Source organism: Brevibacillus nigriterrae (assembly GCF_049846925.1).
Taxonomy (GTDB): domain Bacteria; phylum Bacillota; class Bacilli; order Brevibacillales; family Brevibacillaceae; genus Brevibacillus_H.
In genome coordinates, this window is sequence record NZ_JBNCMT010000004.1 from 87,442 (window position 1) to 107,546 (window position 20,105).

At 46.7% G+C, this 20,105-nt stretch carries 17 protein-coding genes; 5 read left to right on the forward strand and 12 right to left on the reverse strand.

The features are described 5' to 3' along the window. Positions 1–91 precede the first annotated feature (91 nt). From ACPW7N_RS04335 to ACPW7N_RS04360, 6 genes are all read right to left on the reverse strand, one after another. The gene (locus tag ACPW7N_RS04335) at positions 92–1,009 is read right to left on the reverse strand and encodes a DMT family transporter (RefSeq protein WP_425649796.1); all 918 of its coding nucleotides are present in this window, start codon (positions 1,007–1,009) and stop codon (positions 92–94) included. Between the two features lie 64 nt (positions 1,010–1,073). Next, positions 1,074–2,456: a putrescine aminotransferase gene (locus ACPW7N_RS04340; RefSeq protein ID WP_425649797.1), complete on the reverse strand. Its 1,383-nt coding sequence runs from the start codon at positions 2,454–2,456 to the stop codon at positions 1,074–1,076. 41 nt (positions 2,457–2,497) lie between these two features. Then, positions 2,498–3,967, reverse strand: a complete 1,470-nt coding sequence (locus ACPW7N_RS04345; protein WP_425649798.1) for an aldehyde dehydrogenase family protein — start codon at positions 3,965–3,967, stop codon at positions 2,498–2,500. 253 nt (positions 3,968–4,220) lie between these two features. Beyond that, a complete protein-coding gene (locus tag ACPW7N_RS04350; protein WP_425649799.1) occupies positions 4,221–5,645 on the reverse strand; it encodes an aldehyde dehydrogenase family protein in 1,425 nt (474 codons plus the stop codon). An 11-nt stretch (positions 5,646–5,656) separates the two neighbouring features. After that, positions 5,657–7,003 carry a 4-aminobutyrate--2-oxoglutarate transaminase gene (gene gabT / locus ACPW7N_RS04355; RefSeq protein WP_425649800.1) on the reverse strand — a complete coding sequence of 449 codons (1,347 nt, stop codon included), beginning with the start codon at positions 7,001–7,003 and terminating at the stop codon, positions 5,657–5,659. 76 nt (positions 7,004–7,079) lie between these two features. After that, the gene (locus ACPW7N_RS04360) at positions 7,080–8,381 is read right to left on the reverse strand and encodes a Glu/Leu/Phe/Val family dehydrogenase (protein ID WP_425649801.1); all 1,302 of its coding nucleotides are present in this window, start codon (positions 8,379–8,381) and stop codon (positions 7,080–7,082) included. 127 nt (positions 8,382–8,508) lie between these two features. Between ACPW7N_RS04360 and ACPW7N_RS04365 the strand changes: the two genes are divergently transcribed. The 4 genes from ACPW7N_RS04365 (at position 8,509) to ACPW7N_RS04380 (ending at position 13,092) form a co-directional block, all read left to right on the forward strand. After that, positions 8,509–8,802 carry an SAV0927 family protein gene (locus ACPW7N_RS04365; protein ID WP_425649802.1) on the forward strand — a complete coding sequence of 98 codons (294 nt, stop codon included), beginning with the start codon at positions 8,509–8,511 and terminating at the stop codon, positions 8,800–8,802. A gap of 312 nt (positions 8,803–9,114) precedes the next feature. Then, positions 9,115–10,485, forward strand: coding sequence for an APC family permease (locus ACPW7N_RS04370; RefSeq protein WP_425649803.1), 1,371 nt, complete (start codon positions 9,115–9,117; stop codon positions 10,483–10,485). 133 nt (positions 10,486–10,618) lie between these two features. After that, complete coding sequence (speB, locus tag ACPW7N_RS04375; protein ID WP_425649805.1) at positions 10,619–11,569, forward strand: agmatinase; 951 nt, start codon at positions 10,619–10,621, stop codon at positions 11,567–11,569. A 152-nt stretch (positions 11,570–11,721) separates the two neighbouring features. Continuing rightward, positions 11,722–13,092: an APC family permease gene (locus ACPW7N_RS04380; RefSeq protein ID WP_425649806.1), complete on the forward strand. Its 1,371-nt coding sequence runs from the start codon at positions 11,722–11,724 to the stop codon at positions 13,090–13,092. A 90-nt stretch (positions 13,093–13,182) separates the two neighbouring features. On the opposite strand, the gene ACPW7N_RS04385 is transcribed toward ACPW7N_RS04380, so the two are convergent. Continuing rightward, positions 13,183–14,919: a methyl-accepting chemotaxis protein gene (locus ACPW7N_RS04385; RefSeq protein ID WP_425649807.1), complete on the reverse strand. Its 1,737-nt coding sequence runs from the start codon at positions 14,917–14,919 to the stop codon at positions 13,183–13,185. 186 nt (positions 14,920–15,105) lie between these two features. Here ACPW7N_RS04385 and ACPW7N_RS04390 point away from each other — a divergent pair, with 186 nt between their 5' ends. Continuing rightward, a complete protein-coding gene (locus tag ACPW7N_RS04390) occupies positions 15,106–15,414 on the forward strand; it encodes a hypothetical protein (RefSeq protein WP_425649808.1) in 309 nt (102 codons plus the stop codon). 73 nt (positions 15,415–15,487) lie between these two features. Here the strand turns inward: ACPW7N_RS04390 and ACPW7N_RS04395 are convergent, their stop codons facing one another. The 5 genes from ACPW7N_RS04395 to ACPW7N_RS04415 all read right to left on the reverse strand — a co-directional run bounded on the left by ACPW7N_RS04395 (position 15,488) and on the right by ACPW7N_RS04415 (position 20,068). Then, entirely contained in the window at positions 15,488–16,258 is a 771-nt protein-coding gene (locus ACPW7N_RS04395; RefSeq protein WP_425649809.1) for an ABC transporter permease, read from the reverse strand. Continuing rightward, complete coding sequence (locus ACPW7N_RS04400) at positions 16,233–17,309, reverse strand: ABC transporter substrate-binding protein (RefSeq protein WP_425649810.1); 1,077 nt, start codon at positions 17,307–17,309, stop codon at positions 16,233–16,235. The genes ACPW7N_RS04395 and ACPW7N_RS04400 overlap by 26 nt, the downstream gene beginning before the upstream one ends. 5 nt (positions 17,310–17,314) lie before the next feature. Then, complete coding sequence (locus tag ACPW7N_RS04405; RefSeq protein ID WP_425649811.1) at positions 17,315–18,019, reverse strand: ABC transporter ATP-binding protein; 705 nt, start codon at positions 18,017–18,019, stop codon at positions 17,315–17,317. A gap of 21 nt (positions 18,020–18,040) precedes the next feature. After that, a complete protein-coding gene (locus ACPW7N_RS04410) occupies positions 18,041–18,826 on the reverse strand; it encodes a class I SAM-dependent methyltransferase (protein ID WP_425649812.1) in 786 nt (261 codons plus the stop codon). A gap of 315 nt (positions 18,827–19,141) precedes the next feature. Next, complete coding sequence (locus tag ACPW7N_RS04415) at positions 19,142–20,068, reverse strand: GNAT family N-acetyltransferase (RefSeq protein WP_425649813.1); 927 nt, start codon at positions 20,066–20,068, stop codon at positions 19,142–19,144. Between the last annotated feature and the right edge of the window lie 37 nt (positions 20,069–20,105).

Genomic DNA, 20,105 nt, shown 5'->3' on the forward strand with positions numbered 1-20,105 from the left:
TCGGTTCTGCCAGTATCGTTAAAATATTTGAATTTTAATTAATTTACCCTTTTTATTAAAAAACCTATATCAATTACCGTATATTTTTCCATTATTTCACATGCACTTCTTCAGTTGATTGCTCCTGTTTATTTTCAGATGGCCGTTCCGTAAGCACTGTAATAAAAATGGCAGCGATGATCAGTACGATCCCGAAAAGAACGGTTGGGGTAAATTGTTCTCCCCACAAAATCCATGAGAACAGTACGGCAAACATCGCTTCCATCGACATGATAATTCCTACATGAATGGGTGGCGTATACTGCTGTGCCTTGATTTGAACCAGATAAGCAAGCAGCGTACCAACCAGGCAATCAAAAAAGAACGCATACCAGCCGTACCACGACAATCCCTCAGGCATTGGTTCCAACCAGCTGGCAAGCACGAGGTCTACGACACCCACTGTCATCAGTTGAAGCATGGTAAAGTCCAGCAGATGAAAGGAGTCATTTTCATTCCAGATGCGATCTACGGCGATAATATGCAACGCAAAAAACAGCGCACTGAACAGGATCAAAATATCCCCTACCGAGATTCCTGACCAGCTATTATCCCATGACAACAGCAACAATCCACAGAATGTGACGAAGCTGCCTACCATCGCCCCTTTATGCACAGCAATCTTATATATCAGATAGGCAAGGAATGGCACGAAAACTACGGTTGTTCCTGTTAAAAGACCCGCCTTGCCTGGTGTCGTGTACTCAATTCCTACAATCTGCGTGGTAAAGGCAGCACACAGGAGAAGTCCTGTGATTCCCCCCTGAATCAGCTGCTCTCTTGACAGTTTGATCAGACTGCGCCAACGAAAGGCGAAGAGAATCAATCCTGCCAGCAAGAACCTTGCTCCTGTAAAGGTTAATGGAGCAAGCTCACGCAATATATCCTTGGTCAGCACAAACGTATACCCCCAGGCGATGGCGATCAGCAGTAATGAGGTATCTGCAAGCAGTACTTGTTTTCTCCCCATCGGACATCCCCCCTTCCTAGAAACGGAAAAGAAGACTTATGCAAGTCTCCTTTTCCGGCTTCTCTTATAATTTCACTTCTGCGAGTGCTTTTCTGAACATCTCTATGACTCGATCTGCTTCTTCATACGTAATGGTGAGAGGCGGCTCTACCCGAATGGTTTTGGCATTGATCAACGTACCTGCTACCAACACCCCATTATCGAACAAGCCCTTGGACACTTCATAGCCAATTTCATCGTTGTGGAATTCTACCCCGATCAACAAGCCCATACCGCGAATTTCCATTACCTTGTCAGGGAAGTCAGCGGCCACTTCACGAAGCCCCTTCATCATGTAATTCCCCAATTCCTCGGCTCGTTGCGGGAGATTCTCTTCAATCAGCACGTTGATCGTAGCAATGGAAGCTGCGCAAGCAAGCGGATTACCGCCGAACGTCGTTGTCTGAATGAACGGATTCGGGAAGAAGGCCTTGAATACCTCTTCTGTCGCCACCACTGCACCCGCTGGCATAACCCCGCCACCAAATGCTTTTGCCAGACACATAATATCAGGAACCACATCGTAATGCTCTGCGCAGAACATTTTACCCGTACGACCCATACCGGTTTGTACCTCGTCAAAGATTAACAAGGCACCGAATTCTTTACAAAGTTCACTCACTTGCTTCAGGTAACCCTCTGGCGGCAGGTTAACCCCGCCTTCACCCTGGATTGGCTCCAGTATGACCGCTGCCACCTCTTCCCCAACTGAATGGCAAGCTTCAAATGTTTTGCGCAGCATTTCGATATCGCCGAAATGCACATGACGGAAGCCTGGGATCATCGGCAAGAACGGCTTGCGGAATACGGCTTTGGAAGTACCGGACAAGGCACCGAGACTCTTTCCATGGAATGCCTTGGTCGTAGCGATGAATGTCGTGCGGCCTGTGTGCATTTTAGCCAGCTTGATTGCCGCTTCTACTGTTTCTGTACCACTGTTGGCAAAGTATGCGTATTTGAGGTCACCCGGCGTGATGTCGGCGAGAATTTTGGCCAGCATTGCACGCAGCGGGTCCAATAAATCCTGACTGTGTAAGGCCTGACGGTTTAGCTGATTGATTACGGCTTCGACTACCTTCGGATGACGGTGCCCAACGTTGTAGATACCGAAACCGCCAAGACAATCGATGTATTCCTTGCCGTTTACATCCATGAAGCAGTTTGCTCCGGAATCTTTCCACTCAACAGCAGCGAATTGCCCATCTTTGGTTACTGATTTACGATAAGCCAGGAATCCCGGGTTGACGTGGTCACGGAAGTTGTCAACGGTCTGTCTCGTTACCCACTCCGCTTCTTCACGGTTAATGTCTTCCTTGGCAATCAGCCCCAGGACTTTGTTTGTATACTCATAGACGGAAGCGTATTTTTCTTTCAAATCCTCACGTTGTTGAACAGCTTTTCCACTCATTTTGTTTCTCTCCTTTTGGTCTTATCGTCTTGTCACAGCGCTTAGTTTTCAAACCAGCCAGTGGGCTGTACTTGCAGATTAATGTTGATTTGCTTGACTTCGGTGTACTCTTCATACCCGAACGTTCCCAGTCCTCTGCCGATCCCGCTTTGCTTGTAGCCTCCCCAAGGCGCTTCGTTATACGTGGGGTGATAGCAGTTGATCCAGGTGATCCCGGCGCGCAGTTTTTTGATAACACGAAGGGCTTTTGCCCCATCCTGTGTGAATACGCCGCCTGCTAGACCATACACGGTGTTGTTGGCAAGCTCGATTGCTTCTGCCTCGGAACTGAATTTCTGTACCGCCAGAACGGGGCCGAAAATCTCTTCCTGGACAATCCGCATCTCAGGTGTAGCATCGGCAAAGATGGTCGGCTCCACGAAAAATCCTTTACCCAATGCGCCTTGCGTGATGCGATTTCCACCACACAGGAGACGAGCGCCTTCCTGCTTGCCGTATTCGATGTATTTCAGTACCTTTTCCATATGTGCCTCGCTGACGAGCGGCCCCATCTCTGTAGCAGGGTCATTGCCAGGACCAACACGAATCTTGCTTGCTCTTTCTACCAATCTGTCGAGGAAGCGGTCGTAAATGCTCTCTTCCAGGAGAAGACGGGAGCCTGCTGAGCAAACTTGCCCCTGATTGGCAAAGATCGCAAACAACGCATAATCGACTGCTGTCTCGAAATCTGCGTCGGCAAACACAATGTTAGGAGATTTGCCGCCGAGCTCCAGAGAGATTTTTTTGATATTGCCCGTCGCCGCAGTCATGATGCTTCTGCCTGTTGCTGTACCGCCTGTGAACGAGATTTTATCTACCTGATGACTTTGGGCAATTTCGTGTCCGACAGTTGCCCCTGCACCCATGACCATATTGGCTACCCCTTTAGGGATACCGACCTCATCAATTATTTCGAATAGTTTGAGAGAAGTGACTGGAGTAATTTCGGATGGTTTGTACACAATCGTATTCCCGGCAGCCAGTGCGGGAGCGATTTTCCAGACACCCATCAAGAGCGGGTAATTCCACGGAGTGATCAAGCCGCATACGCCGACTGGTTCACGAACAACCATTGCTTGCATCGGATCTCCGACGTGGTAGGTCTGCCCATCCGGTTTGGTCACTAATCCTGCATAATAGCGGAAACAGGCAACGGCATCCGCAACATCGAATCCTGTCTCACGAAGTGGTTTTCCGTTATCCTCCGTTTCCAGCGCAGCGATTTCTTCCGCCCGCTCTTCCAATTTGTTAGCGATTGCAAAAAGGTAGGAGGCTCGCCCGGCCGCAGGCAAATCGGACCATACACCACTGTCAAATGCTTCACGGGCAACCTGAATGGCATATGCTGCATCTTCAGCGTCTCCCTCTGCCGCCTGTGCAATCACTTCACCAGTGGCCGGGTTGATGACATCTCTCGTTTTGCCGCTTCTCGAATCGATCCATTCTCCATTCACATACATTTGTAGTTTCATAAGGGTTACTGTCACTCCTCACTAACAATTGATTTGTTGCTGATACATAATTGCAAGTGCTGTGCCAAAAGTGTTCGTTCCTCAAGACAGTATTCTCGGTGCGGTACTTATCGTCTGGTCATCCAGGAATTATGCAATAATGACTAATCTATTCATTTTTGCATAACGATAGACTCTAAATGCTTGCAGCTCCCTCCATTATTGGGCAGAAAAAGAGACTGGCCGTTATTGCCAGTCTCCATTCCCCTAACATTTATGCACGATTGAATATTACCAGTTTCATTTCGGTCATTTCTTCCACGGCATACTTCAAACCTTCCCTGCCCATTCCGCTCTCCTTGACTCCGCCGTACGGCATATGATCAACACGGTAGGTAGGAATATCATTGATCAGAACACCACCGACGTGCAGCTTCTCGGCAGCATCGAGTGCTGTGTAAATATTTTCAGTGTAGACACCTGCTTGCAAGCCAAAGCGAGAGTCATTGACACACTCGATTCCCTCTTCTACTGATTTGATCTTCTGGATGATAACAATCGGAGCAAATACTTCCTGACAAGAAACCTTATGCGTAGGCTTCACATCGACCAGAACAGTTGGCATCAAAATATTGCTTCCTTCTGCTTTGCCACCGGATACAACGGATGCACCCTCCCGCTTCGCTTCCTCGATCCATGACAGGGTGCGATCCACATCTTTGGCACTGATCAACGCCGAAACATCCGTTGCTGGATCTAACGGATCGCCTATGACAAGCTTCTCTGTTTCCTCGGCGAACTTCTGGACGAACTCTTCATACACTTCCTCGTGGACATACACCCGTTGCAACGAGATGCATACCTGTCCTTGGAAGTTGAATGCTCCCGCAACGCAGCGTGGAATAATTCGTGATACATTCACACCTTTATCAATGATTACTGCAGCGTTGGAACCCAGTTCAAGTGTGACTCGCTTCAGTCCGGCTTTGCTTCTGATTGTCGTTCCAACTTCCGGGCTTCCCGTGAAGGTTACCATTTTCACCCGAGGATCACCCACAATTTTATCCCCAATCACGCTGCCCTTGCCCGTAATCACGTTTAAGGCACCAGCAGGCAAGCCCGCTTCACTTAACAGTTCTGCCAGGAAATAGGCGGAAAGAGGTGTCTGACCAGCAGGCTTCAGCACAATGGTGTTCCCACTGGCAATCGCAGGCCCTACCTTGTGAGCGACCAGATTCATCGGGAAATTGAACGGAGTGATCGCTCCGATGACTCCGATTGGCTCTCGGGTTGTATATGCCACTCTGCCTTCCCCGCCAGGTGCTGCATCAAGCGGCAGCGTTTCCCCGTGAATCCGTTTGGCTTCTTCGGCTGCAAATTTGTACGTCTGAATCGTGCGTGATACCTCGACTCTTGCGGCTTTAAGCGGTTTGGCAGCTTCCAGTGCAATGATTCGCGCCGCTTCTTCGGCTCTGCTCTCAAAAAGCCTGGCCAGCCTTTCCAGAATCGACGCACGCTGATGTGCAGGCAGTTTTGCCATGATTGCAGTTGCTTTTTGCGCAGAATCCAGCGCCAATTCTACTTCTTCTGTTGTTGCAGAAGGGATTTCGGCGATCACCTCACCTGTGTATGGTGAAGTTAAGGGGACATATTCCTTTGCTTCTACCCATTCTCCGTTAATGAACAAATGTTTCTTCATCTTTTCTCCCCCTAGTTTAGATCATGCAGAACTTCCTCAAAAATATCGAGTGCTTCCGCAAGCTGTTCATCGGAAATGGCGAGTGGTGTAAGCATGCGAATCACGTTGCCATAGATTCCTGCGGTCAAAATGATTAACCCCCGACGGTGACATTCCTGAGCGATGCGGCTTGTCAGCTCTTTGTCTGGAATTTTCGATTCTTGATCCTTGACAATTTCCAGGGCAATCATAGCCCCTAATCCGCGAACTTCACCGAGGAATGGATAGGAAGATTGCAGGCTCTCCAAACGTGAAACAATCTGCTTTCCAATGACATTCGCTCGTTCAACCAGCCCTTCTTGCTCCATCATTTCGATGACTGCGAGAGCCGCCACACATCCAAGCGGACTGCCTCCATACGTGCCTCCGATTTCTCCCGGATTAGGCGCATCCATGATTTCGCTCCTGCCAGTCACTGCACTGATTGGCAAGCCAGCTGCGATCGACTTCGACATCGTCATCAAATCAGGAACGACATCATAATGCTCCATGGCAAACATCTTGCCCGTACGTCCAAATCCCGTCTGAATTTCATCAGCGATATAGAGAATCCCGTATTTTTCACAGATTTGCTTGATCCCCTGCACAAATTTCTTGGAAGGAACGATGAAACCACCTTCCCCTTGCACCGGCTCCATAATAATAGCGGCAATCTCTTCGGCAGATGCTTCTACCAAAAAGAAGGTCTCGAGCGCATCCAACAGCTCCTGATCCAGCTTTTCAACAGGCAGCTCATCTGGCTTGCGGTAGTAATACGGGTAGGGAATTTTGTAGGTATCGGGTGCGAATGGGCCAAAACCGTCTTTGTACGGCTTTACCTTGCTCGTCAGCGACATGCCAAGCAGCGTTCTGCCATGAAAGCCTCGTTCAAATGAAATGATGCCTTTGCGTCCTGTGTATTTGCGGGCAATCTTGACTGCATTCTCGACCGCTTCCGCACCGCTGTTCAGGAAAAATGTCTTTTTCGCATGATTGCCCGGTGTGATTTCATTTAATTTCTCGGCCAGCTGTATATACGGTTCGTACATCATGACATGAAAGCAGGGATGAATGTACTTCTCTACCTGTTCCTTCAAGGCTTCCACAACTTTGGGCGGGCAATGACCTGCATTCAAGGTACCAATTGCACCCGCAAAATCAATAAACGTATTGCCATCCACATCGGTGATGAGTGCTCCTTCCCCTTTGACAGCAAAGGTTTGCATGGTGTTGAACGGCCCGCGGGGAACATTTTCGTTTTTTCTCGCCAGCAATGCCTGTGCATTCGGTCCAGGAATACTCGTGTTGATTTGCGCAAATTTTTTGACGGCACTTTTCATACCGCATTCTCCTTCCAATACTATCTTCTATCTGATAACTACATTCGTTAATTAGCAACTCCTGTGCCAAAGCAACCTAATAGGAAACCCATCCTCTCATTCTCGCTGCTTCCGCCAGTCGTTTGATCGCAGTCATATAAACGGCTTTTCGCACACTCACACGATATTGTGCAGCGGTAGAGTAAACCTTGTGAAAGCTGCTTTCCACTTTTCTTTGCAGCAGACGGTCAACTTCTTCTTCTTCCCAGTAGAAGCCCTGGTTGTTTTGCACCCATTCGAAATAGGAGACGATCACACCGCCTGCATTCGCCAGAATATCAGGAACCACCATGATGTTGCGTGCTTCCAGGATTGGTTCGGCACCAGCCGTAGTCGGGCCATTGGCTGCCTCGACGATGATTTTGCACTTGAGTCGCTCTGCATTATCACTGGTAATTTGACCTCCGAGAGCGGCTGGAATCAAAATATCGCACTCCTTCTCCAGCAGCTCCTGATTGCTGATCGTTTGGCTAAACAGATTGGTCACACAACCGAATGAATCGCGTCTGTCCATCAGTGACGGAATATCCAATCCCGCCGGATCATAAATTGCTCCATGAACATCGGAAATCCCGACGACCTTCACGCCATGCTGGTGTAAAAACTGTGCCAGATAGCTGCCCACATTGCCAAAGCCCTGGACGATGACACGCAGCTTGCTTAACTCCAAACCTTCTAATTGGCTCACGAGATTCACGATATGGAATACGCCCTTCGAAGTAGCAGTTTCCCGTCCGACTGAACCACCCAGTACAATCGGCTTGCCAGTAATGAACCCAGGAGATTCAAATTCACGGATCTCGCTGTATTCATCCATCATCCAGGCCATAATTTGCGGGTTGGTGTACACATCAGGAGCAGGAATATCCTTGGTCGGCCCCACCAATTGACTGATTGCTCTCACATAGGCCCGACTGAGTCGCTCTACCTCGCCCATACTCATCGTGCGGGGGTCGCAGATGACTCCGCCTTTTCCACCGCCATAGGGAAGCTCCGCCACACTGCATTTCAGACTCATCCAGCCTGCCAGTGCTTTCACTTCATCTGCTGATACTTCCGGGTGAAAGCGAATCCCCCCTTTAGTAGGCCCAACTGCATCTATGTGTTGTGCACGATACCCAGTAAATGTTTGTACCGTGCCATCATCCATACGTACCGGAAAACGAACTGTCAAAAAGCGGATCGGCTCCTTTAACAATTCAAATACATTCTCAGGCAATCGCAACGCATCACATGCTTCTTTCAAATGGAGCTGAAACAGTTCGAGCGGGTTCTCTTCTTCCTCTGTCTGTTTGTGCTGAAGATTGATATTTTTCATGCTTCCTGTCTGCAAAGCCATCGTAACACCTCATATTCTTTGAATTTGCCCCTCTCACAAAAGCAAGGTTTATGCCAAGCATCAGTCCCGACCGATCTGGCACTAATTCTGCAAGAGGAACCAAAAAAACAAATTGGAGGGGTTTGGAATGGGATTCGACTATTTATACGATATTTCAGAACAACCGATCACACGCTTCTTTTCGTTTGCAACCGATCATTCCCGCTACGATTTTTGCATTTTGTTTACCAACCAGTTTCAAGGTAAAAGCATGGTTATTTGTATGCAGACGTTGAAGGCCACCCTGCTGTCAGCCAATGATGTGGATCTGTCATTTAAATGGCCACAACAGCTTGGCATTGCATCCGAAGATCTCGATGTATTGAAGCGTTTTTTCAAAAATGCACTGTACTCAACCGATTCGCTGCGTCCGCAATATTAAATCATGCAAAAGTGAATAGGTTATGCAGCAGTGGATGAGAAGGAAGACAGGGGTTACGAAAGAGATAAATTATGCAATTGTGAATAGGGTATTCAAAAACGAGTAATACAACTTGCATAAACATCCTTTCACCCCTTTCTCTTCGCTGCACTCAACTGAAAAAGTAGACCAAGTTAATTTGGCACAAAATTTGCAAAATTCATACATCAGCAAGAATGTGAAAAAAGGAGATGTTGCCTTTAAGGGGTTGACAACGCTTTCAGTTTTCCTAATTTTCAAAAAATCATGTTTCATTGAAAGGGGTATGGATACATGTCATCACAAGTACAACCCATGATTTCACCTCCAAGCTTGAAAAGAAACTTGAAGTTGTCCCACATTATCATCCTGGGTCTTGGATATTTGACTCCTATGACGGTCTTTGACACATTCGGCATCGTCACAGATGAAACAGGGGGCCATGTTCCGCTTTCTTACCTGTTAGCCCTTTGTGCGATGCTATTCACAGCAGCCAGTTACGGAAAAATGGTGAAAGAATTCCCTTTTGCCGGATCAGCCTACACATATACTCGCAAATCAATCAATTCTCATCTCGGATTTATGGTCGGTTGGGTCTCCCTGCTTGACTACCTCTTCCTTCCCATGGTGAATGCCCTGTTAGCCAAAATCTATATGTCTGCGGCATTTCCGAACGTCCCCGGTTGGGCATGGATCATCGGAATTACGCTGCTCATGACCTTAGTCAACATCCGTGGTGCCCACGTAACAGCCAACTTCAATACGATCTTTGTTATTTTTCAAATCCTGGTTACCTCGTCCTTCGTCATTTTAACGATCTATCATCTGATGAACGGTGTAAACGGCGGAACCGTATTTTCTCCAACGCCATTCTTTACGCCTGATCTGGAACTGACTGCCATCTTCTCTGGTGCAGCCATCCTGTGTTTCTCCTTCCTTGGATTTGATGCAGTTACTACCTATACCGAAGAAACGATTGAACCCAAAAAGAACATACCTCGAGGAATTTTCCTGGTAGCCCTGATTGGTGGCCTTATTTTTATTACTACTTCCTACTTTGGCCAAGGACTATTCCCGAATGCTTCCTACTTTGCTGATCCCGAGTCTGCTTCAGCCGAGATCGCCTTCATTATCGGTGGGACGCTGTTCCAATCCATCTTTTTGGCTGGTGCTCTGACAGGAACCATTGCGTCCGGACTTGCTTCCCATACGAGTGCATCCAGACTTTTGTATGCGATGGGCCGGGAGCATGTTCTGCCAAACAAAATTTTTGGCTATATCCATCCACGCTACCATACACCGGTGATTAATATCGTTTTGATTGGTGTCTTCTGTCTCAGCGCCTTGTTCCTTGATTTAGAGACCGTTCTCTCGTTTATTAACTTCGGTGCCCTCACTGCTTTCACAGCAGTAAACCTGTGTGTAATCTTTCACTTTATCATCAGGAAAAAAGAACGTGGGCTAAAAGCCTACTTCAAATACTTGTTATTGCCACTGATCGGAGCAAGCTTCGTTGCATTCCTTTGGTCTAATCTCGATTCAAACTCGCTTGTTCTCGGGCTCGTCTGGGCGCTGGTCGGAATCGTCTATCTGCTTTTCTCTACCAAATTTTTTACGTATAAGCCTCCCACTATCGATTTCGAAGAAGCCATCCACGAAATATAAAAGGAAGTTCATTAGGAAGGGAATCTCTTTATGCCGAACAAACTCTTTCTCATCGCTTTCCTTCTATCCATGACCTTAGCTGTCTTGTCGGTTTGATTCAGATTAAACCAAAACAAGACAGGAGGAAAAGTAAATGAAATACCCGCTCTCTCCAGATGTGAAGCCAGAATTTTGCACAACCGGCTCTTTTATGCGATTACCTGCACAACGGGAACACGCAAAACTCGCGATCGTTGGTATGCCTTTTGATACGGCCGCCTCATTCCGTGTCGGTGCGAGATTTGCTCCACAGTCGATTCGGCAAGGCTCGATGCTGCTGTTTCCATACCATCCAATTCATCAGGTATATCCCTTCGAAGATACCAACGCCATTGATATTGGTGATGTTCCTGTTATCCCACACAACATTCATCGGAGCTATGAAAGAATCGAAAAAAACATGCTGGAGCTGATGCAAAAAGGAATCGTCCCCATCGGTTTGGGTGGTGATCATTCGATTACGCTGGCAAGCTTGCGGGCGGCAGCAAAGGTTTTCGGACCCGTTGCCATGATTCAGTTTGATTCCCACACCGACACCTGGGATACCTATTATGAAGAAAAATACTGGCATGGCTCTCCGTTCATCCGTGCCCACGAAGAAGGACTGCTACAGCCGGATAAGGTCTTTCAGCTTGGAATCCGAGGAACACTCAACCACCCGGGCGATCTCGAATCGAGTACAGAGTTGGGGTACCACGTGGTCACATCAGGTGAACTTCGCAGACGGGGGATATCTGATGTCGTCCGGGAAGTAAAAGAAACGATCGGGAATACTCCTTGTTTCCTGACATTTGATATCGACTTCGTAGACCCCGCCTATGCACCTGGGACGGGGACACCGGAAGTAGGCGGATTTACCAGTTTTGAAACCCTGGAGCTGGTTCGTTCACTCACCGACCTGAATTATATCGGCTTTGATCTTGTAGAAGTGCTCCCTTCCTATGACCCGACACAGATTACTTCTCTTTTGGCTGCTACTCTCATCCATGATTTTGCCAGCCATGTTGCACGCAAGGTAAAGCCTGCTAAATTAACATCTGAATAAGGTTCGCAGGCCATCTCCAAATTTTTTTGGGAGATGGCCGCTTTATTTGGCAAGGTTGGCATCATACTTGCTAATTGTAAGAATTGTGAATTTAGTCTAAATTTTTAGTTAAGGGGACCAACGGGTTCAACTTACAAAGGAGGAATTAAGAGATGGAGGAAAAAGCAGGACTACAAATGGAGCCTCCCGGATTAAAACGCTCATTGAAGCTGTGGCATGTCGTTGTGTTAGGGTTAGGGTATTTGACCCCGATGACCGTGTTTGACACATTCGGGATTGTTACAGAAGAAACGGGTGGACATGTCCCCCTCTCCTATATTTTGGCTCTAGTTGCTATGCTCTTTACTGCATCGAGTTATGGAAAAATGGTCAAGGAATTTCCGACAGCAGGTTCAGCTTACACCTATGCCCGGAAAACAATTAACTCCCATGTTGGCTTTATGGTCGGGTGGGTCTCCTTGATGGACTACCTCTTTTTGCCGATGATCAACGCTCTGCTCGCCAAAATCTATATGTCTGCAGCTTTTCCTCATGTTCCCGACTGGATTTGGGTCATCGGTATCACGCTTCTGATGACACTGGTCAACATTCGCGGGGCGCATATCACGGCCAATTTCAATAGCTTGCTTGTTCTGTTTCAGGTGTTGGTAACCGGCCTGTTTTTACTTCTCACGATCCAACATCTGATCAATGGTTCCAATCATGCCGAACTATTTACTGCTGCTCCCTTTTTCACTCCTGATATTGAGTTTGGAGCCATTTTATCGGGAGCTGCCATCCTCTGTTTCTCCTTTCTCGGGTTCGATGCCGTCACCACCTATACAGAAGAGACCGTCGATCCCAAGCGAACCATCCCGAGAGGTATCTTCCTCGTTGCCTTGCTTGGCGGTTCAATCTTCATCACCGTATCCTATTTTGGTCAATCACTATTTCCCAGTGCATCTCTGTTCCAGGACCCGGAAGCTGCATCTGCAGAGATTGCTTATTTCCTCGGTGGTGCCCTGTTTCAATCCATTTTCCTTGCTGGCGCACTGATGGGCACTATTGCATCCGGTCTTGCCTCGCATACCAGTGCATCACGCCTGCTTTATGCAATGGGTAAAGAAAACGTATTGCCGAAGAAGTATTTTGGCTTTGTACATAATCGTTATCATACTCCTGTCCTTAATATTATCCTTGTCGGGTTATTCAGTCTGAGTGCGCTGTTTCTTGATCTGGAGACCGCACTGTCTTTCGTTAACTTCGGGGCTCTCACCGCTTTTACAGCAGTGAATGTGTCTGTCATTGCTCACTTTATGATCCGGAAAAAAGCAAGCGGTTTCAAAGCATACATCAATTACTGTATCTCCCCTCTGATCGGTGCCAGTTTCGTCGCATTCCTGTGGACGAACTTGAACATCCACTCCTTCTATATCGGCATCACCTGGGCGATTCTTGGCTTTGGCTATTTGTTATACTCAAGCAAGCTGTTTACAAAAAAGCCGCCTACCATCGATTTCGAGGAAGCCATTCATGAGATTTAACATCGTTTGATAACTGAAACACAGGTAAAAGGTTTCGTTCAAGAGAGCTTGATCTCCCTTGGCGAAACCTTTTTCATCGTTCATGCCTGTCTATACCTTGAATTTGTCCAGGACCTCTGTCAAATCGGCTGCCAGCTTGGCGAGTGAATGGGCAGAGTTATTGATTTCATCCATAGCCGCTACCTGTTCTTCTGCTCCTGCCGCATTTTGCTCGCTCACACAGGCAATCTGCTCTGCTGCTTTCTCCAATTGCTGTACAGCTTGGACAATTTGATTGCTGCCTTCACTCAATTGATGGATAGAGGTAGAAAATTGACTGACCTTTTGATTCACTATACCTGCATCCTGTTGGATACTGCCAAAGACTTGCTGCACTCTCCTCGTCTTTTCCAGGCCCGCTTTTACTTTTTCAGTTCCTCGTTTCATAAACGATTCAGCGTTTTTCGTTTCCCTCTGGATGATTTCAATCAGTTGTGAGATTTGCTTGGCTGATTCGGATGACCGTTCAGCAAGTAATCGTACTTCTCCCGCCACCACCGCAAACCCTTTTCCGTACTCCCCTGCCCTCGCCGATTCGATGGCAGCATTGAGGGCAAGCAAATTGGTTTGACTGGCAATCTCTGTGATCACGCTGCTGATCGTGCCAATTTCATGTGAGCGGTTACCCAACGCGCTAATCATCTTTTCTGCTGATTCAACCGTATCATTCAGTTCCGTGATTTGCCCAAAAATCTCCCGTGCCATATGCATTCCTTCTAAGGAAGATTCCGCTGCCTGCTTCGTTACTTCGTTTACTTCCTTCTCGTCATCAGCGATTTGGTTGGAAACGGCCGACATTTGGACAACCCACCTTGTTATTTCCCTGATAGAGCAAAGCTGCTCTTCTTCACTCAAAGTCATATGACTGGAGGCAGTCGCTATTTGTTGTGTCACCTGATAGCACTCATCCGCATTGGATGTCAATTCTTCCGATGCAGCAGCAACCTCCGACGACGCCAGTTTGATCTTGGCAACCAGGTTTTGCAAATCAACAAGCATCCGGTGAAAGGTTTCACTCAGGACATCTATCTCATCTTTTCGCCGCTTTCGCTGGTTATTCAACGCAAAGCTGATACGCAAGTCTCCAACCAGCATTTTTTCAGCAAGCTCCTTTAATTCTCGTAAAGGCAATAAACGCTTTCGAATATACATGCTTAATGACGTCAAGGCAAGGAGTGCCATCACAACTAATAATCCAGACATGAAAGGCAAGTTATCAAGAATAACTTCTTTTTGAATGGCATTGACTTCATCTGCACCAATATCAACGCCGAGTACCCCAATGACTTTGCCGTCCTTGTTTACGATCGGAGCATATCCAGATAAATACTGTCCGTATTTGGGGTCGTCGATGAGTTCACTGCTACTAGCCTCTCCTTTGAGCACCTGGCTGATCGTGTCTGGGTCGGTTGTACTCACCGCTTCCCCAATCGGTGATGCCATTTCGGAAGCTCGAGGTTGACCATCGATCATGATGACAGAAGAATCTTGTTTAAACTGGATCGTGTAAACATATAATGCGTCCTGCTTCTCTCGATAATCATTGAGAAATTCACGCAGCTCCCAATAGGTTGCGTCTTCTTGAGGAGCCTTAAGGAAATTTTCGTATGCAGTACGATCCAATGATTGGGCGATGTGCTCGGCAGCATGAATGGCTGATCTCCCCACACTGGCCTCTACCGTCATCTGGATGCTCTTGTACGCTACTATTCCATTCACACAAGCAAACACGGCCATAACAACAGTAATAAAAAATATTACTTTTGTCGCAATACTTCTTTGTTTCACACGAACGCCCCCTGTTTCTATCGATTCCCTTTTCTGCGACTGCTTTTTAACTAGATTTCAAGCACAAACAATGCCAGAAAATTACCAATCTGAACAATTGTTTCCTGTTTTCGGTTTAAGGCGAAACGCTTGAGGGGAAAGTACGTATATTAAAACAACTTGAATAACAGGATGGGTGAGTATCGGATGGAATGGAACTTTTTATTTCGAGTAGACCATTTGAACGAAAAAGGAGAAGAGCGCAATCTGAAAGGACTGATTATTACAAAAGAGAATCAGTCACCGACACCGGAGCAAATCCAGCAGTTTTTGCAAAAAAGTGGCTTCCACGTACAGATTCATGATCCTGAAAAGCTCGTATTCCTCGATCAGAACCAACAAGATCCGGTGAAAATCACAATCGTCAGCCTAGAAAACGAAAAGCAAGAGAAAGTGGAGTCTGACAGGATACTAAAATTACTCAGTCAGCAATTTCGTAAGAATTACAATCTGTAAAATGCAGAGGTGTGGAGCAACAAAAATAACCCTCTATCAGCTAGTTGATAGAGGGACCAAAACAAATTGATTTCTACTCTTCTGTGTTCCAGCGTAGTGTCGCCTTTTTTAGCGGGTGAATCACCAGATTGTCAATCAGACTGATGAGCAAAATACTGATCAACGTCCAGGCAAATACCTTGGCTGTATCGATGTTTACCCTTGCCAACGCCAGGGAATACCCGATCCCTTCATCTGAGCCTAATAGTTCAGCCATGATGGTGATCCGTACGGCTGAGCCCGTAGCCAGGGAGATTGCTGTGAAGATCGGCACTGCCAGACCCGGAAGGATAATATGCCTGAGCGTATGAAAAGCGGAACATTTATATACTTTTGCCATTTCCAGCAGTTGACGGTCAATATTTCGCCAGCCATCCGCCGTATTCAAATAAATACTCGGAAAAACGAGGACACTTACTACAAAAATCGGAATGATCGAGCCTGTTCCGAACCAAACCATTGCCAGTACAACAACGATAATCGGCGGAATTCCCAATAGCAAGGAAAGAATCGGGCGAAACGCTTCATACACACTGGGGAAATTACCTGCAATCAAGCCGCACACAATGGCGATGACCATCCCGATCACAAAACCCGTCAGCATACGGGAAATCGATTGGATTAATTGCTGCAGCAGTTCCCCGCTCTGCATCATCTTGATAAATGCCATCAACGTCTCCAGAGGCGACGGAACCAGGATGCTTGGCAAGGACAGGGATAATGCTTGCCAGATGCCAACCAGAACCAGAATTGTGCATACAGGCGCCCAAACCTGCCGCTTACTTCTGATAGTAGAACCCTTCATCAGGCAATTTACCTCCAATGATTTCAGGAGAAATTGTTGAGAGTTCTGTAAAGAAGAATTCCAGTTCCTGTTTCGCATCTTTTGCACGAACGAACTTCAACCCTAAGCTTGGAATCAATTTTTCAATCACCTTGGCGTCCATGCCTTCCTGATACTTGGCAACCATGGTAGAAGCTTCTGCCGGTTGAGTTGTCAAATACTCTACAGACTTCTCGATCTGTTTTTGCAAAGCTTCCACGAATTCCGGATTTTTCTTGATCAGTTCGCCAGAAACCAATATCCCTGCTTGCGGAATTCGGGCTTCTTTGCCCGTTGCCTTTGCCCACTCGTTTTGCAGGTTCATCACCTTTGCCAGCTTTTTGCCTTCTTTGTTTCCTTTGATTACTGATAAGCTGGCAACATGTTCAGGCAGTACTGCGTATGTTGCTTTACCCGCAATCAGAAGCTGCATCAACTCTTGAGGTGCAGACACATATTCGATTTTCACGTCTTTGGAAGGGTCCACGTTGCTTTTCTTGAGCAAATAGCGGAACACCAGATCAGGCATATCCCCTTTAAATGGAACATGAATCGTTTTTCCTTTCAGGCTTTCCCACGTCACTTTTTCCCCATCTGGACCAATCACGTACAGATTTCCCCAAATCAGCGTGTTAATCAGCTTCACATCCATGCCCTTGTTGTACAGATTGGCTCCCACGTAAGTTGGAACGGCGGAAACTTCCGCTTGCCCGCCACTGATTCTCGCTCGCAGCTCATCAGGTGTCTTCCACGGCTTGAATGTAATTTTTTCAGTAAAATCGGTCATCTGATTTTCATCAACAACCTGATAAATCGGTGCGGCAATCGATATGCCCATCGGCGCCTGAATCGTTACGTTCGCCAACTTCTGAACTTCTTTGGCTGCCTCCTGTGCAGGCACAGTTGCTGGAGCTTGTGTCGCTTCCGGTGCTTTGGTTGGCGCTGCGCTCGGAGTCGAGCATCCTGCAAGTGCACCTGCCAGCAAAATCGACATACTCACCAAAACATTCATCACTTTGAACTTTTTAAACATACTTTCTATCCTCCTGTAAGGGTCATTTGCAACTCTTTCTTTATCCGCACGATATCCGCTTCATCTCGCTCAGACCTGTTTACAGGCAAAGGGATTTCGTTAGCAGAAGAGCATGATTTTGAGAAAATCAGTACACGATCCGCTAATCTGGCTGCTTCTTCCGGATCATGCGTAACGTAGAGCACTCCAATTCCATGCTCTTCGATGAGGCGTATCACGTCTTGTTGAAGTTCTTTTTTCAAAGAAACATCCAATGCTGAAAATGGCTCGTCCATTAATATCACTTTCGGATCGACAACCAGCGCTCTTGCGATGGAAACCCGCTGCTTCATGCCACCTGACAATTGCTTTGGATAGAAATGACTGACATGCTCCAGACCGACTTTTTGCAGGACAGCTCGTGCTTTTTCCATTTTTGCTTTCTTTTCATCCTTTTCCAAAGCAAACAAAACATTGTCGAGGATCGTTTTCCATGGAATCAATCGTGGTTCCTGAAACACATATCCGAGCTCTTCTGTATGAACAGATACCGTGCCCCCAGACTGTCGAATGAGACCGGCAGCAATATTGAGTATGGTTGTTTTGCCGCAACCAGAGGGCCCCAACAGTGCAATCACTTCGCCTTGATTCAAGGAAAACGAAAAGTTGTCGAGAACGAGATTCCCTCTGAATGATTTGGAGACGGATTCGAATCTCAGCAATGCCTCCATTGTGAAGCCCCCTTCCAATCATTATTTAATCGCAGTAAATGTAATATGGCCGTATAGATCGTCGCTGTCATCAAACGTGCGAATCAATTCAAATAAGTATTGCTGATCATCTGGAGCTTTCATCGCATTGGACAGAATCGTCATCAGTCCATCCCAGCCTTCATCGACAAGCAAGCCTTTTAGTGAAAGTAATGTCATTTTGCCTGTCTGATGATGTACTTCCTGAAAGGAAACCCGATCAAATAATAATCGCCATCCCTTTTCGGTCATCGGCTGGGCGTTGACGGCCAGTAATTTACGCAGTTCTTGCAGCCTGATCTGAATCGCTGGGTCGTCAGCATCTTTGCGAAGCAGTAAATCGTGCGTGACAAGGCGTCCACCCGGCTTTAACACACGATAATATTCCAAAATAGCTTTCTGTTTCTGTTCGTGCGGAAGCATCGATAGCATGGCTTCATTAATCACCACATCAAATGATTCATCCTCAAATGGAAGCTGTAGCGCATTGCCATTCTGAATATGAATCAGATGTTCCAGCCCGTGTTTTTTGATATTCTCTTGAGCGATTTTCACACTTGGCGGATGCAAATCAATCCCGGTTACATGGCAGCCGTATGTGGTAGCGATATGAATCGCTGTTGTCCCCATGTTGGGTGCTACTTCCAAAACCTTGCAATCGCTGGATAGCTGGCAAGCATCAAGAATTCGCTCGGTCGCTTCTTTTCCGCCTGGGCGCAATCTCGTCTTCCCAAGTGATGCCAAAAACAAATGTGTCGGTTTGCGATTCGCTGTTTGCTTTGTTTCCACAGGTATCCTCCCTTTCTACATATGTGTTATCAACATAATCACTTTAGTTGATATTGATTATCAATATCATTTATTCTAATTGATATTTATTCTCAATTATGTGATTCCTATCACCTTTGTAAAAAAGAAAATAAGCTCACTAGTAAAAAAAAGGCAGTCAAAAGACCCTAGTTGGTCTTAAGACTGCCTTTTTTCTTTACAAGGCCCCATCCACAATCTTATTCACATATCAACAACTTACACACACGTAATACACAGGTTATCCACCGTCTTTGTGAATAATGTGGAAAATTCCTTTCGATCAGCCATTATTGCTTATATCTCTTTTCGATACAGTGCAGTTTGAAACGTTGGCCTCATACCCGCACGTTCATAGAGATAATGGGCATTTGTCAAGCTGTTGGAATCTACGTTGAGCAGGATCGTTTGTTGTCCCCGTTCATAGGCAGCGTGGAACGCATGCAGGAGAAGTGCATAACCAAGCCCCTGTTTTCTCCACGGACGTTTGACTCCTAACAAATCAATAAACAACCCGTCTTCATGCAGCTTGCTCATCAGGAAGGCGGCAGGATCTTCCTTGTCCCAGACGATAAACCACAGGCTGGGGTCGTATTGATCGCCTGTTTGCTGTTGAACCCATTCATCCCGATTTTGGGATGAATAGCCCCACGAATCACGGAATGTTTCATCATACACTTCGTATAATGTTTCTTCGTCACGGTCTGGCACGAAGGTACGAATTGTCATTCCCTCAGGCAACTCAGCCAGCATGGGTTCTTCTGTCAGTTCAATTTTCATCCGTTTATACAGACGGCTAAAGGTGAAGCCCCGGCTTTCTACCAGATTTCTTGCTGCCTGATTGGTAAAGGGAATGTGGTTCATCAGTTGCTGTTCGCCTTCTAATTCACCTGCAAGCTCTGCCGCTCTAGCTTCCACCTTTGTTAGCAGCATGCTGCCAATTCCCTGATTTTTGTATTCGGGATGGACAAATACACACGTATCCATCCGTTTTGCTCCCCGCTGCTCCAGAAAGGCATAGCCAACAATTTTAGAATCCGGTGTACAAACAACCCATGCGTTCGTCTCAATCGAGAAAATTCCCCACATATACAAAAGATCTTCCAGCGTAATATCGGGAACCCCAAAATCGTCAATATCGCATAATTGAATCATGTCAGTAATCTCTTGTGCTTCTTCCATACGAGGATGTCTGATCGTCACATTTTGTAACGGTGTATTCATTTTGATTGCCCCTTTGCCGATAACTCTCCATTCTCAT

What these genes read in the sequence shown, in the direction of transcription:
- ACPW7N_RS04345 (WP_425649798.1), bottom strand. Translation starts at nt 3,967, where the DNA reads ATGAAACTACAAATGTATGTGAATGGAGAATGGATCGATTCGAGAAGC.
- ACPW7N_RS04380 (WP_425649806.1), top strand. Translation starts at nt 11,722, where the DNA reads ATGGAGGAAAAAGCAGGACTACAAATGGAGCCTCCCGGATTAAAACGC.
- ACPW7N_RS04365 (WP_425649802.1), top strand. Translation starts at nt 8,509, where the DNA reads ATGGGATTCGACTATTTATACGATATTTCAGAACAACCGATCACACGC.
- speB (WP_425649805.1), top strand. Translation starts at nt 10,619, where the DNA reads ATGAAATACCCGCTCTCTCCAGATGTGAAGCCAGAATTTTGCACAACC.
- ACPW7N_RS04400 (WP_425649810.1), bottom strand. Translation starts at nt 17,309, where the DNA reads ATGTTTAAAAAGTTCAAAGTGATGAATGTTTTGGTGAGTATGTCGATT.
- ACPW7N_RS04360 (WP_425649801.1), bottom strand. Translation starts at nt 8,381, where the DNA reads ATGGCTTTGCAGACAGGAAGCATGAAAAATATCAATCTTCAGCACAAA.
- ACPW7N_RS04390 (WP_425649808.1), top strand. Translation starts at nt 15,106, where the DNA reads ATGGAATGGAACTTTTTATTTCGAGTAGACCATTTGAACGAAAAAGGA.
- ACPW7N_RS04350 (WP_425649799.1), bottom strand. Translation starts at nt 5,645, where the DNA reads ATGAAGAAACATTTGTTCATTAACGGAGAATGGGTAGAAGCAAAGGAA.
- ACPW7N_RS04415 (WP_425649813.1), bottom strand. Translation starts at nt 20,068, where the DNA reads ATGAATACACCGTTACAAAATGTGACGATCAGACATCCTCGTATGGAA.
- ACPW7N_RS04395 (WP_425649809.1), bottom strand. Translation starts at nt 16,258, where the DNA reads ATGAAGGGTTCTACTATCAGAAGTAAGCGGCAGGTTTGGGCGCCTGTA.
- ACPW7N_RS04405 (WP_425649811.1), bottom strand. Translation starts at nt 18,019, where the DNA reads ATGGAGGCATTGCTGAGATTCGAATCCGTCTCCAAATCATTCAGAGGG.
- ACPW7N_RS04370 (WP_425649803.1), top strand. Translation starts at nt 9,115, where the DNA reads ATGTCATCACAAGTACAACCCATGATTTCACCTCCAAGCTTGAAAAGA.
- ACPW7N_RS04340 (WP_425649797.1), bottom strand. Translation starts at nt 2,456, where the DNA reads ATGAGTGGAAAAGCTGTTCAACAACGTGAGGATTTGAAAGAAAAATAC.
- gabT (WP_425649800.1), bottom strand. Translation starts at nt 7,003, where the DNA reads ATGAAAAGTGCCGTCAAAAAATTTGCGCAAATCAACACGAGTATTCCT.
- ACPW7N_RS04335 (WP_425649796.1), bottom strand. Translation starts at nt 1,009, where the DNA reads ATGGGGAGAAAACAAGTACTGCTTGCAGATACCTCATTACTGCTGATC.